Below are 14462 nucleotides of genomic sequence, written 5' to 3' on the forward strand. Positions count from 1 at the left end.
GCTTCGGCGGGTCTGTCCATGGTTGCGCATCCCGCGAACGAACAGACGCCGGTGCGCCCCAACCATAGCCGGCCATCCCGACGGGGGATGGCTCACGCGAGCAGGACGCCGCCCTTTTCGATGAGCTCCGCCCGGTCTAACCACACGCCGCCGAATCGGCCGCTGCGCGCGCCGCGCAAATCGCGCCGGCGTGCGCTGTTCGCGATCCCGCTGCTCGGGATGCTGGCGCTCGCGCTGCTGTGGGCCGTGATCATCGCGCGACTGTCGGTCGAAAAGGACAGCGCGTACAAGGAAGCGGCGGCATCCGCTGCGATCCTGTCGTCCGCGCTCGAACAGCATACGGTCAAGGCGATCCATCAGGTCGACCAGATCACCCGCTTCGTCAAGTTCGAGTTCGAGAAGTCGCCCGCGCATTTCAACCTTGCGAGCGCGGTCGAAAAAGGCGTCGTGCCGAGCGACACGCTGATCCAGGTTTCGCTCGTCAACGCGAAGGGCATCCTGTTCGCGAACACCGCCGAACTCCATCCGAAGCCGATCAACCTGTCCGACCGCGAGCACTTCAAGGTGCATCTCGCGAACAACGACGACCGCCTGTACATCAGCAAGCCGGTGCTCGGCCGCGTGTCGAGCCACTGGACGCTGCAGATGACGCGGCGCCTGAACAACCCGGACGGCAGCTTCGCGGGCATCGTCGTCGTGTCGGAAGACCCGAGCTACTTCACGAACGACTTCTACAACAATGCGGCGATCGGCAAGGAAGGCGTGATCGCCGTCGTGTCCGACACGGGCGCCGTGCTCGCGCGCCGCACCGGCTCGGTGAGCAACGCGCCGGGCGCGTTCTCCGCATCGGGCGTCTACCCGATCGCCGAGCGCGTGACGGGCACCATCATCGACCCGCTCGACGGCGTGACGCGCATCGTGTCGTACCGCCACCTCGACGGCTACCCGCTCGCGGTGATGGTCGGGCTGTCGCAGACCGAGGAATTCGCGGACTACTACCACACGCGCAACGTCTACCTGCTGATGACGAGCTTCATCACGCTCGCGATGCTCGCGTTCTTCGGCGTCGCGACGGGGCTGATCGGCAAGCTGCTCGGCCGCGAGCGCGAGATGACCCAGCTCGCCGAATACGACCTGCTCACCGGCCTCGCGAACCGCTACGCGACGCTGCGCGGGCTGCGCAACGACGTGTCGATGCCGGCGAGCCTGTCGCGGCTCGGCCTGCTGTTCATCGATCTCGACAACTTCAAGACCGTCAACGACACGCTCGGCCACAACGCCGGCGACATCGTGCTGCAGATGACCGCGTCGCGCCTGTCCGATGCGGTCGGCGACGAAGGCTCGCTCGCGCGGATCGGCGGCGACGAGTTCGTGGTCGTGATGAAGGGCGACGACGTCGAACGGCGCGCGGTGCGGCTCGCGGAAGCGATCATCCGCCTGTTCAGCGAACCGTTCGACGTGCGCGGCAGCTCGTTCGTGCTGCATGCGAGCATCGGCATCGCGCTGCACACCGTCGCGAACGAAAGCGAAATCGACCTGCTGAAGAAGGCCGACCTCGCGATGTACAGCGCGAAGGACGCCGGCAAGAACTGCTATCAGTTCTACGCGCCGCACCTGTCGCACCGCGCGGATCACCTGATGCGCTGGGAACAGCAATTGCGCGTCGCGCTCGCCGAAGGGCAGCTGTTCCTCGCGTACCAGCCGAAGATCGACCTCACGCAGCGCACGATCACGGGCTTCGAGGCGCTCGCGCGTTGGGATCATCCGGAGCACGGCATCATCTCCGCGAACGAATTCATTTCGATCGCCGAATCGACCGGCCTGATCGTGCCGATCGGCGACTTCGTGATCCGCACCGCATGCGCGCAGATCGCGCGCTGGCGCGACGACGGCCACGACACGCTGACGCTCGCGGTCAACATCTCGCCCGTGCAGTTCTGGCGCGGCGACCTGATCGAGACGATCTCGCAAGCGCTGCTCGACACCGGCATCGACGCGAACCGGCTCGAGCTCGAGATCACCGAGACCGCGATGATGGAATATCCGGAACTCGTCTCCGAGAAGATCGTCGCGCTGAAGAAGCTCGGCATCCGGATCGCGCTCGACGATTTCGGCACCGGCTACTCGTCGCTGTCATACCTGCACCGCTTCTCCGTCGATACGCTGAAGGTCGACCGCTCGTTCGTGCAGGCGATCCCGAACGATCGCAGCGTGTGCGTGATGGTGTCGTCGATCGTGCATCTCGCGCGCTCGCTCGGCCTCACGGTCGTCGTCGAGGGCACCGAAACCGAGGAGCAGATCGCATGGCTGTCCGCGCTCGGCGAGATCGAAGCGCAGGGCTTCCTGTTTTCGCGGCCCGTACCAGCCGACGCGATTCCCGCGTTGATCGAACGCTTCGGCGTGCGCGGCGAGCAAGCGAACGTGATCGCGCATCGCGCGGCCGGCAACGCCGGCGCGTAAGCACACCGCACACCACACGCGGCACGCACGGCACGCGTCTTGCCACATGCCGATCATTTCGGTTTCCGATCCGATCGTTTAGTTCATTAACTAGCGTTTTCGCGCATGGCAGTGTCACGATGCGCGGCGGACAATCGGGAGGGCCATCGTGTCGGCAGGCCGCCGGCATGCCCCTATGCGCGAGATCGGGCCCTGCGCCAACAGCACAATCATGACAACCGTCGAAGTCGAAGCGGCCGAACGTGTCGAACGGGCACAGGCATCCCTGTGGGCCTTGTTCAAGGTCGTCGCCGGCATTTCCGCGGTGTCGTGGGGCGGGTTGTCGATGATGGCGCAGCTCGAACGTCACTATGTCGACCGCTTGCAGCGCATCGAGCCGCAGTTGTTCGCCGATCTCGTCGCGCTCGCATGGCTCGTGCCAGGTCCGGTCGGATGCAACGTCGCGGTGCAGGTCGGCCAGACGCTGCACGGGCGCGCCGGCGCATGGATCGCCGGCATCGCGAGCGTGCTGCCGTTCTTCGTGCTGATGACGCTGTTCGCGATCTTCTATCGCACGCCGCTCGTGCGCTCGCTCGCCGCGCCGATGCTGATCAATCACTTCGGGATGGTGCTCGCCGCGCTGATCGGCGTCACGTGGCTCAAGCAGTTGCGCTCGCTCGCGCGCACGCGGCTCGAACAGCTGATCGCCGCGTTGTCGACGATTCTGCTCGCTTTCGCGCATAGTCCGGCCGCATTCGTCGGCATTCTCTGCGCTGCGTTTGCAGCAGGCTGGCTGACGGGGCCGCCGCAACACGACGCGATCGATTTCACGTTGTCCACGCGCGATCGCAACCTGCTCGTGCTGCTCGCCGTCCTCGTCGCGCTGTTCGCGCTGCCGCTGCCGGGCGATTACCAGATGGCGCTGCTGTGGCCGCGGCTCGCGGGCGCCGGCATGACGCTGTTCGGCGGCGGCTTTTCCGCACTGCCCGTGCTCAAGACGCTGTTCGTGTCGCCGGCGACCGGCATCTCCGATCACGATTTCACGCTCGCCTTCGCGTTGTCGCCGGTGTCGCCGGGGCCGCTGCTGAACGTCGTGCCGTTTCTCGGCTACCTGACCGACGGCTGGATCGGCGCGCTGTTCGCGACCGCCGCGCTGTTCATTCCGTCGGGTTGCCTCGTCGTGTTCGCGAAGAACCACCTGTTCCGGCTCAAGCGGCATTCGCGCTTCGAGCACGGGATGCGCCTACTGCGCGCGGCGACGACGGGCTTTCTCGTGGTCGCCGTCGTGAAGATCCTGCATCGCGAACCGGCCGATCCCGTCTATTGGCTCACGGGCGCGTTCGCGACGCTGTGCTTCGCGCGCTTCAAGGTGCCCGTGTATGCCGTGTACGGCGTCGTCGCGATCGTGTGCGGCGTGTGGCTGTGGGCGGCCGCCCACTGACGGACGGCCGCGCCCGCCGGTTCGACTCCCCCGCCCTGCTCAGCCCGCCTGCATTGCGACGCGGCGTGCGACCCAGCGTGCGCGCAGCGCGTCGTACGCGAGGTTGAAGCAGAACGTGTAAGGCAGGAAGAACAGCACGAGGCCGAGGTCGAGCACCAACGCCTCGACGAGGCCCACGTTCAGCCACCATGCGGCAACCGGCACCACCATCGCGACAAGACCCAGTTCGAACGCGACCGCATGCGCGACCCGCATGCCGAGCGTGCGCGTCAGGCCCGCACGCCGTTCGAGGCGGTCGAACAGCGTGTTGAACGTCATGTTCCACGCCATCGCGATCAGCGACACCATCACCGTCAGCACGCCGACGTGCGACACCGGCATGTCGAGCAGCCATGCGCCGATCGGCGCGCACAGCGCGATCGCCACGAGTTCGAACGTCAGCGCATGCACGAGGCGTTCCGTCACCGTTTTATTCACCTGTTTCATGATTCCCTCCGGTTCGTCTATTCAGTTCTTGTGGCCATTTTGATCGGTGAAACCATGCCAATCCAGTTTGATATCATCGGTTTTACCGATATAACGCTGTGAGGAGCGCCGCATGCGTCACGCCCCCGAAGCCCTGCTCGCGTTTGCCGAAGCCGCGCTGCTCGGCTCGTTCACGGCCGCCGCACGCAAGCTCGGCAAACGCCAGTCGACGATTTCCGAGGCGATCGCGAACTTCGAGATCGACCTCGGCGTGCAGTTGTTCGATCGCTCGACACGCACCCCGACGCTGACCGACGCCGGACGCGCGCTGTTGCCGCAGGTGCAGCGCGCGCTGGAGGCCGGCGCGGCGATCGACCGCATGGCGGCGCGGCTCGCGCAAGGCGAGGAAGCGCGGCTCACGCTCGTCGTGTCCGACACGTACCAGTCGAAGCGTTACGAGGAAACGTTGATGGCGCTCGAACAGCGCTTTCCGGCGCTCGAGCTCGAATGCCAGATCGCCGAGCACGAGGACGTGCTCGACCTGATCCAGCAGGGCCGTGCGCAGCTCGGGCTGATGGCCGCGCACGCGGCCTACCCGCCCGATATCGGTGCGGCGACGGTGGCGGAGGAATCCGAGATCGGCCTGTTCGTCGGGCGCATGCACGCGCTGGCGCAATACGGCGATGCCGACGTGCCGCATGCGGCGCTGCGCGACGCGCGCGAGCTGCGGCTCAATACCTATGTGAAACCGGAGGATCGCAGCGCCGACGACCGGATCGTCGTCGGCACGCAGCGCTGGCTCGCGCCGAGCTATCTGATGCTGCTGGAGATGGCCGTGCTGGGGTTCGGCTGGGCCGAGCTGCCGCGCTGGATGGTGGAGCACTTCGCGCGCGATCGCCTGTGCGAGCTGCGCTCGCGCGGCTGGCCGCGCCGCGTGCGGGTGGATGCGGTATGGTCGCGCAACCGGCCGCTCGGGCCGGCCGGCTCATGGCTGCTCGACGCGATGCTGGCCGCGTAGCGGCGCGGCACCGCGCGGGCAATTCGCGCCGGAGGGCGCCGCCGCAGGCTCAGAAGCCGCGCGACAGCACCGCCGCGCCGATCGTCACGACGCCCAGCACGAGATTGACGACGACGAGCAGGCGCACCGTGTTCACCGCGCGCGCGCCGTCCGGCCAGTTCTGCGCCTGCACCGCACGGCGGATGCGCGGGAACAGCGCGAAACGGATATGACCGAAGATCAGCATCATCACGACGCCGAGCCCGGCCATCGCATGCAGCGTCCACGTCGCGTGCGCGCCGCCGAACGCCATGAGCAGGAAGCCGCCGGACAGCAGGATCACGATCACCGAGCCGGACACCCAGTTGAAGAAGCGGCCGAACACGCCCTCGATCAGCGGCAGCCGCAGCTGCGGCGTCAGGTCGGACAGCGCCGGGCGTAGGCAGAAGTTCGCGAAAACCATCCCGCCCACCCACACGGCAACGGCCAGCAGATGAAGAAACAACGCGACGGAAACAGCGTGGGACATGGCGGCGATCCTGTGATGGGTTGAGTGCAACGAACAGCCGCGTCACGCGCGGTATCAAGCGACGTTCGACCGGCGCACCGCCGCTCGGTTCAGACCCCTGGCAGCATTTCACAATATTTTGCAAGTTCCGCGCGACGGCGCCACGCTCGCTTACCTGAATACGGCGTCGCCGCAAAAGGAAAGGCCGCCCGCCGAAGCGGAGGTGCGGCCTTCGATGCCCGTCGAACCGGCGAGCGGATCGCGCGTCAGCCGAGCATCGGACGCAGCTCGTTGATGACCTTGAGCTTCGTGTCCGGCGCGCGGCCCTTGCGTGCTCGCTTGCCGATGTGCGGCGCGAGCCCCGCGTACGACAGCGTATCGTCCTGCGCCTTGCCGCCGCGGCCGGTGCCGATCAGCACGACGCCCGCCGGATCGATCGCGAGCGCCTGCACGAGCGTTTCCTTGTCCTCGAGCGCCATCAGGATCACGCCGCGCCCGCCGCCGGACAGCGTCTTCATTTCGTCCATCCCGAACACCAGCAGGCGGCCGCCGCTCGACAGGCACGCAACCTGCGTCGCGTTCGGCAGCACCGGCATCGGCGCGAGCGGCACCGCGCCCGCATCGATCGTCATGAACGCCTTGCCGGCCTTCACGCGGCTCACCATGTCGCCGACCTTCGCGAGGAAGCCGAAACCATTGCTCGACGCGAGCAGCAGTTGCTGGTCGGCCGGCGCCGCGTAGTAGTGCATCAGGTGTGAACCCGATTCGAGCTCGATCAGCGACGTGACCGGCACGCCGTCGCCACGCCCGCCCGGCAGCACCGACACGTCGACCGAGTACACGCGGCCGCTGCTGCCCCACGCGATCAGGCGATCGGGCGTGCGGCACTGGAACGCCGCGTACAGGTGGTCGCCGGCCTTGAACGTGAAACCGGCCGGATCGAGCCCGTGGCCTTTCAGCGCACGCACCCAGCCCTTTTGCGACACGACGACCGTCACCGGCTCGTCGACGACCTTCGCCTCGAACGTCGCGCGCTTTTCCTGCTGGATCAGCGTGCGGCGATCGTCGCCGTACTGCTTCGCATCGGCCTCGATCTCCTTGATCATCAGCCGCTTCATCGCGTTTTCGTTCGCGAGCAGCTCCTCGAGCTTCGCCTTCTCGTCGCGCAGCGCTTCGAGCTCCTTCTCGATCTTGATCTTCTCGAGCCGCGCGAGCTGGCGCAGGCGGATTTCGAGAATGTCCTCGGCCTGCCGCTCGCTGAGGCCGAACGCGCTCATCAGCGCGGCCTTCGGCTCGTCCGATTCGCGGATGATGCGGATCACCTCGTCGATGTTCAGGAAGACGATCATCCGCCCTTCGAGGATGTGGATGCGGTCGTCGACCTTCGCGAGACGGTGGCGGCAACGGCGCGTCATCGTCAGCTGGCGGAACTTCACCCATTCGTCGAGGATCGTCAGCAGGCCCTTCTGGCCCGGCCGGCCGTCGGCGCCGATCATCACGAGGTTCAGCGTCGCGTTCGATTCGAGGCTCGTGTACGCGAGCAGCGTGTTCACGAATTCCGTCTGGTCGATCGTGCGCGACTTCGGCTCGAACACGAGCCGCACCGCCGCTTCCTTGCCCGACTCGTCGCGCACCGCGTCGAGCAGGTCGAGCATCGCCTTCTTCGTGTTCAGCTGTTCGGGCGTGAGCGTCTTCTTGCCGAGCTTGAGCTTCGGGTTGGTCAGCTCCTCGATTTCCTCGAGCACCTTCTGGCCCGACGTGTTCGGCGGCAATTCGGTGACGACGAGCTGCCACTGGCCGCGCGCGAGATCCTCGATCTTCCATTTCGCGCGCACCTTCAGGCTGCCGCGGCCGGATTCGTATGCCGCCGAGATTTCGGCGTCGCTCGAGATGATCTGGCCGCCGCCCGGGAAATCCGGGCCGGGAATCAGGCTCATCAGCTCCGCGTGCGTGAGCTTCGGATTGCGGATCAATGCGACTGCCGCCGCCGCGACTTCGCGCAGGTTGTGCGACGGGATTTCCGTCGCGAGACCGACCGCGATGCCCGACGCGCCGTTCAGCAGCACGAACGGCATGCGGCCCGGCAGCGTCTTCGGCTCCTCGAACGAGCCGTCGTAGTTCGGCATGAAATCGACCGTGCCCTGGTCGATCTCGTCGAGCAGCAGTTTCGAAATCGGCGTGAGCCGCGCTTCGGTGTATCGCATCGCCGCCGCGCCGTCGCCGTCGCGCGAGCCGAAGTTGCCCTGCCCGTCGATCAGCGGGTAACGCAGCGAGAAGTCCTGCGCGAGACGCACGAGCGCGTCGTACGCCGACTGGTCGCCGTGCGGGTGGTATTTACCGAGCACGTCGCCGACCACGCGCGCCGATTTCACCGGCTTCGCGTCGGGGCCGAGGCCCATTTCGTTCATCGCGAACAGGATCCGGCGCTGCACCGGCTTCTGGCCGTCGCACACATCGGGCAGCGCGCGGCTCTTCACGACGCTGACCGCGTAGCTGAGATACGCCTGCTCCGCGTAGTTGCCAAGCGTCAGCGCATCGGCGTCCGGTGCGTCGGAGCCGGCGAAGAGATCGGAAGTATTGTCGTCCATCTGAATTCCGTATTCGTAAGTGGCGTGAGGCCGGGCCGGGCGTCATGCCCGGCCGCGCGGATGCGTCGCTTAAATATCCGCTTCGACGTCGTTGCCCTTTTCCTCGAGCCAGCCGCGCCGCGCGGCTGCCTCGCCCTTGCCCATCAGCATCGTCATGCGCGCGACGGTCGCCTCGTAGTCGAGCTCGCCGAGCTTCACCGGCATCAGGCGGCGCGTATCGGGGTTCATCGTCGTGTCCCACAGCTGCTCGGCGCTCATTTCGCCGAGACCCTTGAAGCGGCTGATGCTCCATTGCGTGTCGCGCACGCCGTCCTTGCGCAGCTTGTCGAGCGTCGCTTCGAGTTCGCCGTCATCGAGGGCATAGAGCTTCTGCGCGGGCTTCTTGCCGCGCGCGGGCGCATCGACGCGGAACAGCGGCGGCCGCGCGACGTGCACGTGTCCGCGCTCGATCAGCTGCGGGAAATGCTTGAAGAACAGCGTGAGCAGCAGCACCTGGATGTGCGAACCGTCGACGTCCGCGTCCGACAGGATGCAGATCTTGCCGTAGCGCAGGTTCGACAGGTCGACGGTGTCGTCGGGGCTGTGCGGATCGACGCCGATCGCAACCGAGATGTCGTGCACCTCGTTGTTCGCGAACAGACGATCGCGCTCGGTTTCCCACGTGTTCAACACCTTGCCGCGCAGCGGCAGGATCGCCTGATATTCCTTGTCGCGGCCCATCTTCGCGGAACCGCCCGCCGAGTCGCCCTCGACGAGGAACAGTTCGTTGCGCGCGATATCTTCCGTCTCGCAGTCGGTCAGCTTGCCCGGCAGCACCGCGACGCCCGAGCTCTTGCGCTTCTCGACCTTCTGGCCCGCGCGCGTGCGTGCCTGCGCCTGCTTGATCACGAGCTCCGCGAGCTTCTTGCCGTGCTCGACGTGCTGGTTCAGCCACAGTTCGAGCGCGGGACGCGAGAACGACGACACGAGCTTCACCGCGTCGCGGCTGTTCAGGCGCTCCTTGATCTGCCCCTGGAACTGCGGATCGAGCACCTTCGCGGACAGCACGAACGACACGCGCGCGAACACGTCTTCCGCGAGCAGCTTCACGCCCTTCGGCTGCAGGTTGTGCAGTTCGACGAAGCTTTTCACCGCCTGGTAGAGACCGTCGCGCAGGCCCGATTCGTGCGTGCCGCCGGCCGGCGTCGGAATCAGGTTCACGTACGACTCGCGCACGAGCGAGCCTTCCTCGCTCCATGCGACGACCCACGATGCACCCTCGCCCTCGGCGAACGTGTCGTCGGCCGAACGCGCATCGGCGAAGCGCTCGCCTTCGAACAGCGGGATCAGCAGTTCGCTGCCGTTCATCTCGTCGAGCAGGTAGCCGCGCAGGCCGTCCTCGTACTTCCACGCCTGGCGCTCGCCGGTCTTCTCGTTGACGAGCACGACCTCGACGCCCGGCAGCAGCACGGCCTTCGAGCGCAGCAGGCGCTGCAGCTCGCCGAGCGGCAGGTTCGGCGAATCGAAGTACTTCGGATTCGGCCACACCTGCACGCGCGTGCCGGATTTCTTCTCGCCGCGGCCCGCGCCTTGCGTCGCGAGCGGCTTGACGACATCGCCGTCGGCGAAACCGAGCTCGGCGATCTTGCCGTCGCGCCAGACCGTCACGTCGAGGCGCGTCGCGAGCGCGTTCGTCACCGACACGCCGACGCCGTGCAGGCCGCCCGAGAACGTGTACGCGCCGCCGGCGGCCTTGTCGAACTTGCCGCCTGCATGCAGGCGCGTGAACACGATCTCGACGACCGGCACGCCTTCCTCGGGATGCAGGCCGAACGGGATGCCGCGGCCGTCGTCCTCGACCGACACCGACTGATCGGCGTGCAGCGTGACCGTGATCTGCTTGCCGTAGCCGCCGAGTGCCTCGTCGGACGCGTTGTCGATGACTTCCTGAATGATGTGCAGCGGATTTTCGGTACGGGTGTACATGCCGGGCCGCTGCTTGACCGGCTCGAGGCCCTTGAGCACCTTGATCGATGCTTCGCTATAGGCCGCGCTGGGCTTCTTCGTTGACATAGGCGCTGAATTTCGTCGTTCATCGGGACGTTTTCCACATCTCGTGTGGATAACGTCGTGGACAAAGCGTTGAGTTCCGTAAAAAAGCGAATCGAAACAACGGTGTGCTTGGACTGCTCCGAAAGCGGGCGCGCGGCATGCGCTGCGCGGCCCGGGACGCGCGGTATTTTACTGGTTCCGCGTGGCACGCCACCGCAAGATCGTCACACCGCGCCACCGGCCGGCCACCGCGCGTGCGGCACCGGCCCGGCCGGCCCGCGTGCCGTGCGTCAAACCGGCTTGCGTTTCGCTTCGAGCGTCTCCCACCGCTCGAGCGCGGCGAGCAGTTCGTCGTCGATCGCCGCGAACCGCTCGGTCAGGCGCGTGCCCTCCTGCGGATCTTTCGCGAAGATCGAGCCGTCCTCGAGCTGCGCGTTGATCGTCTTCTGTTCCTCCTCGAGCGCGGCGATCTTCTCCGGCAGCGCATCGAGTTCGCGCTGCTCGTTGAACGACAGCTTCACCGAGCGCTGCGCGTTGCGGCCCGCCGCGCTTTTCGCCGCGTCTTCCTTGGCCGGCGCCGCGTCCTTCACGGCGCGCTTCGCCGCTTCCTGCTGCGCGAGCTGCTGCGACCGCTCGCTCTGGATCTGCCAGTCGGTGAAGCCGCCGACGTACTCGCGCCACTTGCCGTCGCCTTCGGCCGCGATCACCGACGTCACGACGTTGTCGAGGAATGCGCGGTCGTGGCTGACGAGCAGCACCGTGCCGTCGTAGTCGGCCAGCAGCTCTTCGAGCAGTTCGAGCGTCGGGATGTCGAGGTCGTTGGTCGGTTCGTCGAGCACCAGCACGTTGGCCGGGCGCGCGAACAGGCGCGCGAGCAGCAGCCGGTTGCGCTCGCCGCCCGACAGCGACTTCACCGGCGAACGCGCGCGTTCCGGCGCGAACAGGAAGTCGCCGAGATAGCTCATCACGTGCTTGCGCACGCCGCCGATCTCGACCCATTCGCTGCCCGGGCTGATCGTGTCGGCCAGGCTCTTGTCCTGGTCGAGCTGCGCGCGCATCTGGTCGAAGTACGCGACCTGCAGGTTCGTGCCGGTGCGCACCGTGCCCGCGTCGGGCTTCAGTTCACCGAGGATCAGCTTGAGCAGCGTCGTCTTGCCGGCGCCGTTCGGGCCGACGAAACCGATCTTGTCGCCGCGCATGACCGTCGTCGAGAAAGTGTCGACCACCGTGCGATCGCCGTAGCGTTTCGTCACGTCGGTCAGCTCCGCGACGATCTTGCCCGACTTCTCGCCCTGCGCGACGTCGAGCTTCACGTTGCCTTGCGCGTTGCGGCGCTCCGCGCGATCGTTGCGCATCTGCACGAGCCGCGCGATGCGCCCGACGCTGCGCGTGCGGCGCGCCTCGACGCCCTTGCGAATCCACACTTCTTCCTGCGCGAGCAGCTTGTCGAACTTCTCGTTTTCCACGCGCTCGACTTCCAGCTGCTGCGCCTTGCGCGTCTGGTACGCCGAGAAATTGCCCGGATACGACAGCAGACCGCCGCGATCGAGGTCGACGATGCGCGTCGCGACGCGGTCGAGGAACGCGCGATCGTGCGTGATGAACAGCAAGCCCGCGCGCTGCGCGACCAGCAGCTCTTCCAGCCAGCGGATGCCGTCGAAGTCGAGGTGGTTGGTCGGTTCGTCGAGCAGCAGCACGTCCGGCTGCAGCACCAGCGCGCGCGCCAGCGCGACACGCTTCTGCATCCCGCCCGACAATGAGTCGACCTGTGCGTCGCCGTCCGTCAGGCCGATCTGCGCGAGCGTCATCGACACGCGCGTGCGCCAGTTCCATGCATCGTGCGTATCGAGCGACGACTGCAGCGCGTTCATTCGCGCGAGCAGCGCGTCGTGCTCCGCGCCTTCCGGCGTCTCCGCAAGACGATGCGCGATCGAATCGTATTCTTCGAGGACTTCGCGCGTGTGCGTGAGCCCTGACGCCACCGCGTCGAACACCGTCGCGCCGGGTTCGAATTCGGGCTCCTGCGGCACGTAGACGGTCACGAGATCCTGCTGACGCGTGATCAATCCGTCATCGGGCTTCGCGAGCCCGGCGACGATCTTCAGCAGCGACGACTTGCCCGCGCCGTTGCGACCGATCAGGCCGACGCGCTCGCCGGCCTCCAGCGAGAAGTCCGCGTGGTCCAGCAGCGCGACGTGACCGAACGCGAGTTGCGCGCCGGTAATGGAATAAAGCGACATGGGGAGACGGCGAAGAGAGAAATCGGAAGCGCCCATTGTACCGGTGGCGGGCGCCCGCGCCGGGATGGCCGAACGGACTAGGCCGATGCGCGCTTCTATTTTGTGCTGTGGGTGCGTGACGGCGTGTGTCCGACGGACGGGGCCGCATGCGACGCCTCAGTGTTGCGCGAGGCCTGCGGCGGACATCCGGCCGCAATTCCCGGCCGGGCGTCCGCATGCGGGCGGTGCGTTTACTGCACGTTGACCGTGATCGTCGAGCTCATTTCGGGGCCGTACGAACGGTGTGCGCCGTCGCCGAATTGCAGCGTCAGCGTGTGCTGGCCGGGCGGCAGCTTCAAGTCGGTTTCGGTCTGGCCCTTGCCGAAGTGCAGCGAATGGTCGGTGGCCGGGATCACGTCGCCCTTCGGCACCGGCTTGCCGTCGATCAGCAGGTGATGGTGGCCCGTGTCCGGCGTCATGTCGCCGGCCGGCTTGAGTTCCATCCCTTCGAGGCCGAATTTCACGTGCACGGGGCTCGATACCGTCGCGCCGTCCTTCGGCTCGACGAAGAACACGCGCGCCTCGGCACGCGCGAGCGTCGACATGGCCAATGCCGCGACACAAATCGCGCCCGCGATCCATTTCCTGTTGAGCATCGTTTCCTCCTTCAGATTGAAAGGCTCACGAAGCATACACTGCGTGCCCGACCCGCGCGACGACGGCGGTTGTTCGCGATGCGTACGTTTAAAACGACGTTGCCGAGGCGTTCGGCGAAATTCCGGTACCATTGCGCCTTTCGTCCGCCGGCCGTGCCGCGAACGGCATCACCGACTTTCATCATCCCGAGCGCTACATGAGCGAAGTAACCGAATACCAGAGCTGGGTCTGCCTGATTTGCGGGTGGGTCTACAACGAAGCGGAAGGTCTGCCCGACGAAGGCATCCCCGCCGGCACCCGTTTCGCCGACATTCCCGCCGACTGGCGCTGCCCGCTGTGCGACGTGGGCAAGGAAGATTTCGTCGTCGTCGATTTCTGATTCGCGATTCCCGACCACGCTTGAACGCGCGAACCGCGCATCGGCACGCATTCCGTCCGCCGATGCGCCGCGCGTTTGCTATACTCTGCGCGCTGTCCACACCGCCGTCCCGTTCGCGTCTTCAGCACGCGATACCGCGGACATGGCTCTCCCCGTAGTTCAATGGATAGAACAAGCGCCTCCTAAGCGCTAGATACAGGTTCGATTCCTGTCGGGGGGACCAAAGATCCTCCAAAGTTTCACCAGCTTCGCGACAAGAACCCCGTCATGCTGCGCTGTTGTATGCCCTGTATCGGACGGGCTACGAATCACGCATGACATGGACAAGGGCTCCGCGGGACCCCGCTGCAACTACGCTGCTTGAACCAGAATACAGCCGCGACGTCGTCGAGCGTCAGACCGCACACGCTGAACGCAACCCGGTCACGTCAGCCTACGCTCACGCCGAGTCGCTCGAACGCCTGCTGGTCAAGCCCCTCGAAACGCCAGAGACAGAGCCAGCTCGCCATACCGAACAGGCATCGTAAAGAGATTGCCCCATTCGTTTGACACGGAGGTAGCACTCCGCGTACACTTCGCGCCGCGGGGTGGAGCAGTCTGGCAGCTCGTCGGGCTCATAACCCGAAGGTCATAGGTTCAAATCCTATCCCCGCAACCAAATTCGAAGCCCGCTCTGCGTCAGCAAGCGGGCTTTTCTCATTCGCCCGGGCGGTTGCCGTTGGATCGACACGCGCAGAA

At 66.2% G+C, this 14462-nt stretch carries 10 protein-coding genes and 2 tRNA genes; 6 read left to right on the plus strand and 6 right to left on the minus strand.

Features of this window, described 5'->3' with window-relative positions:
* Positions 1-120: 120 nt before the first annotated feature.
* Together DCN14_RS27275 and DCN14_RS27280 are read left to right on the plus strand one after the other, a co-directional pair.
* Entirely contained in the window at positions 121-2460 is a 2340-nt protein-coding gene (locus DCN14_RS27275; RefSeq protein ID WP_096502105.1) for an EAL domain-containing protein, read from the plus strand.
* A 211-nt stretch (positions 2461-2671) separates the two neighbouring features.
* Complete coding sequence (locus DCN14_RS27280) at positions 2672-3880, plus strand: chromate transporter (protein ID WP_096502492.1); 1209 nt, start codon at positions 2672-2674, stop codon at positions 3878-3880.
* A gap of 39 nt (positions 3881-3919) precedes the next feature.
* Here the strand turns inward: DCN14_RS27280 and DCN14_RS27285 are convergent, their stop codons facing one another.
* Positions 3920-4366, minus strand: coding sequence for a multidrug/biocide efflux PACE transporter (locus tag DCN14_RS27285; protein WP_096502107.1), 447 nt, complete (start codon positions 4364-4366; stop codon positions 3920-3922).
* 112 nt (positions 4367-4478) lie between these two features.
* On the opposite strand from DCN14_RS27285, the gene DCN14_RS27290 reads away from it, so the two are divergent.
* Positions 4479-5363 carry a LysR family transcriptional regulator gene (locus DCN14_RS27290; protein WP_096502109.1) on the plus strand — a complete coding sequence of 295 codons (885 nt, stop codon included), beginning with the start codon at positions 4479-4481 and terminating at the stop codon, positions 5361-5363.
* 49 nt (positions 5364-5412) lie between these two features.
* Here the strand turns inward: DCN14_RS27290 and DCN14_RS27295 are convergent, their stop codons facing one another.
* From DCN14_RS27295 to DCN14_RS27315, 5 genes are all read right to left on the minus strand, one after another.
* Positions 5413-5871, minus strand: a complete 459-nt coding sequence (locus DCN14_RS27295) for a CopD family protein (protein WP_096502111.1) — start codon at positions 5869-5871, stop codon at positions 5413-5415.
* Between the two features lie 245 nt (positions 5872-6116).
* The gene (gene parC, locus DCN14_RS27300; RefSeq protein WP_096502113.1) at positions 6117-8438 is read right to left on the minus strand and encodes a DNA topoisomerase IV subunit A; all 2322 of its coding nucleotides are present in this window, start codon (positions 8436-8438) and stop codon (positions 6117-6119) included.
* 69 nt (positions 8439-8507) lie between these two features.
* Positions 8508-10490: a DNA topoisomerase IV subunit B gene (locus tag DCN14_RS27305; protein ID WP_096502115.1), complete on the minus strand. Its 1983-nt coding sequence runs from the start codon at positions 10488-10490 to the stop codon at positions 8508-8510.
* Positions 10491-10759: 269 nt separating this feature from the next.
* The gene (locus tag DCN14_RS27310; RefSeq protein ID WP_172441886.1) at positions 10760-12745 is read right to left on the minus strand and encodes an ATP-binding cassette domain-containing protein; all 1986 of its coding nucleotides are present in this window, start codon (positions 12743-12745) and stop codon (positions 10760-10762) included.
* 194 nt (positions 12746-12939) lie between these two features.
* Positions 12940-13344, minus strand: a complete 405-nt coding sequence (locus DCN14_RS27315) for a DUF4399 domain-containing protein (protein WP_096502119.1) — start codon at positions 13342-13344, stop codon at positions 12940-12942.
* 197 nt (positions 13345-13541) lie between these two features.
* Between DCN14_RS27315 and DCN14_RS27320 the strand changes: the two genes are divergently transcribed.
* The 3 genes from DCN14_RS27320 to DCN14_RS27335 all read left to right on the plus strand — a co-directional run bounded on the left by DCN14_RS27320 (position 13542) and on the right by DCN14_RS27335 (position 14382).
* A complete protein-coding gene (locus DCN14_RS27320; RefSeq protein ID WP_006478164.1) occupies positions 13542-13724 on the plus strand; it encodes a rubredoxin in 183 nt (60 codons plus the stop codon).
* A gap of 148 nt (positions 13725-13872) precedes the next feature.
* Positions 13873-13947, plus strand: a tRNA-Arg gene (locus DCN14_RS27325).
* Between the two features lie 358 nt (positions 13948-14305).
* Positions 14306-14382 (plus strand) — tRNA-Met (locus DCN14_RS27335).
* The last annotated feature ends 80 nt before the right edge of the window (positions 14383-14462 follow it).

The sequence above is a fragment of the Burkholderia sp. IDO3 genome (assembly GCF_003366075.1).
Lineage (GTDB): Bacteria > Pseudomonadota > Gammaproteobacteria > Burkholderiales > Burkholderiaceae > Burkholderia > Burkholderia anthina.

Bases quoted from the DNA above. Each gene is read 5' to 3' on its own strand.
- DCN14_RS27275 (WP_096502105.1), top strand. From the start codon at position 121: ATGAGCTCCGCCCGGTCTAACCACACGCCGCCGAATCGGCCGCTGCGC.
- DCN14_RS27280 (WP_096502492.1), top strand. From the start codon at position 2,672: ATGACAACCGTCGAAGTCGAAGCGGCCGAACGTGTCGAACGGGCACAG.
- DCN14_RS27285 (WP_096502107.1), bottom strand. From the start codon at position 4,366: ATGAAACAGGTGAATAAAACGGTGACGGAACGCCTCGTGCATGCGCTG.
- DCN14_RS27290 (WP_096502109.1), top strand. From the start codon at position 4,479: ATGCGTCACGCCCCCGAAGCCCTGCTCGCGTTTGCCGAAGCCGCGCTG.
- DCN14_RS27295 (WP_096502111.1), bottom strand. From the start codon at position 5,871: ATGTCCCACGCTGTTTCCGTCGCGTTGTTTCTTCATCTGCTGGCCGTT.
- parC (WP_096502113.1), bottom strand. From the start codon at position 8,438: ATGGACGACAATACTTCCGATCTCTTCGCCGGCTCCGACGCACCGGAC.
- DCN14_RS27305 (WP_096502115.1), bottom strand. From the start codon at position 10,490: ATGTCAACGAAGAAGCCCAGCGCGGCCTATAGCGAAGCATCGATCAAG.
- DCN14_RS27310 (WP_172441886.1), bottom strand. From the start codon at position 12,745: ATGGGCGCTTCCGATTTCTCTCTTCGCCGTCTCCCCATGTCGCTTTAT.
- DCN14_RS27315 (WP_096502119.1), bottom strand. From the start codon at position 13,344: ATGCTCAACAGGAAATGGATCGCGGGCGCGATTTGTGTCGCGGCATTG.
- DCN14_RS27320 (WP_006478164.1), top strand. From the start codon at position 13,542: ATGAGCGAAGTAACCGAATACCAGAGCTGGGTCTGCCTGATTTGCGGG.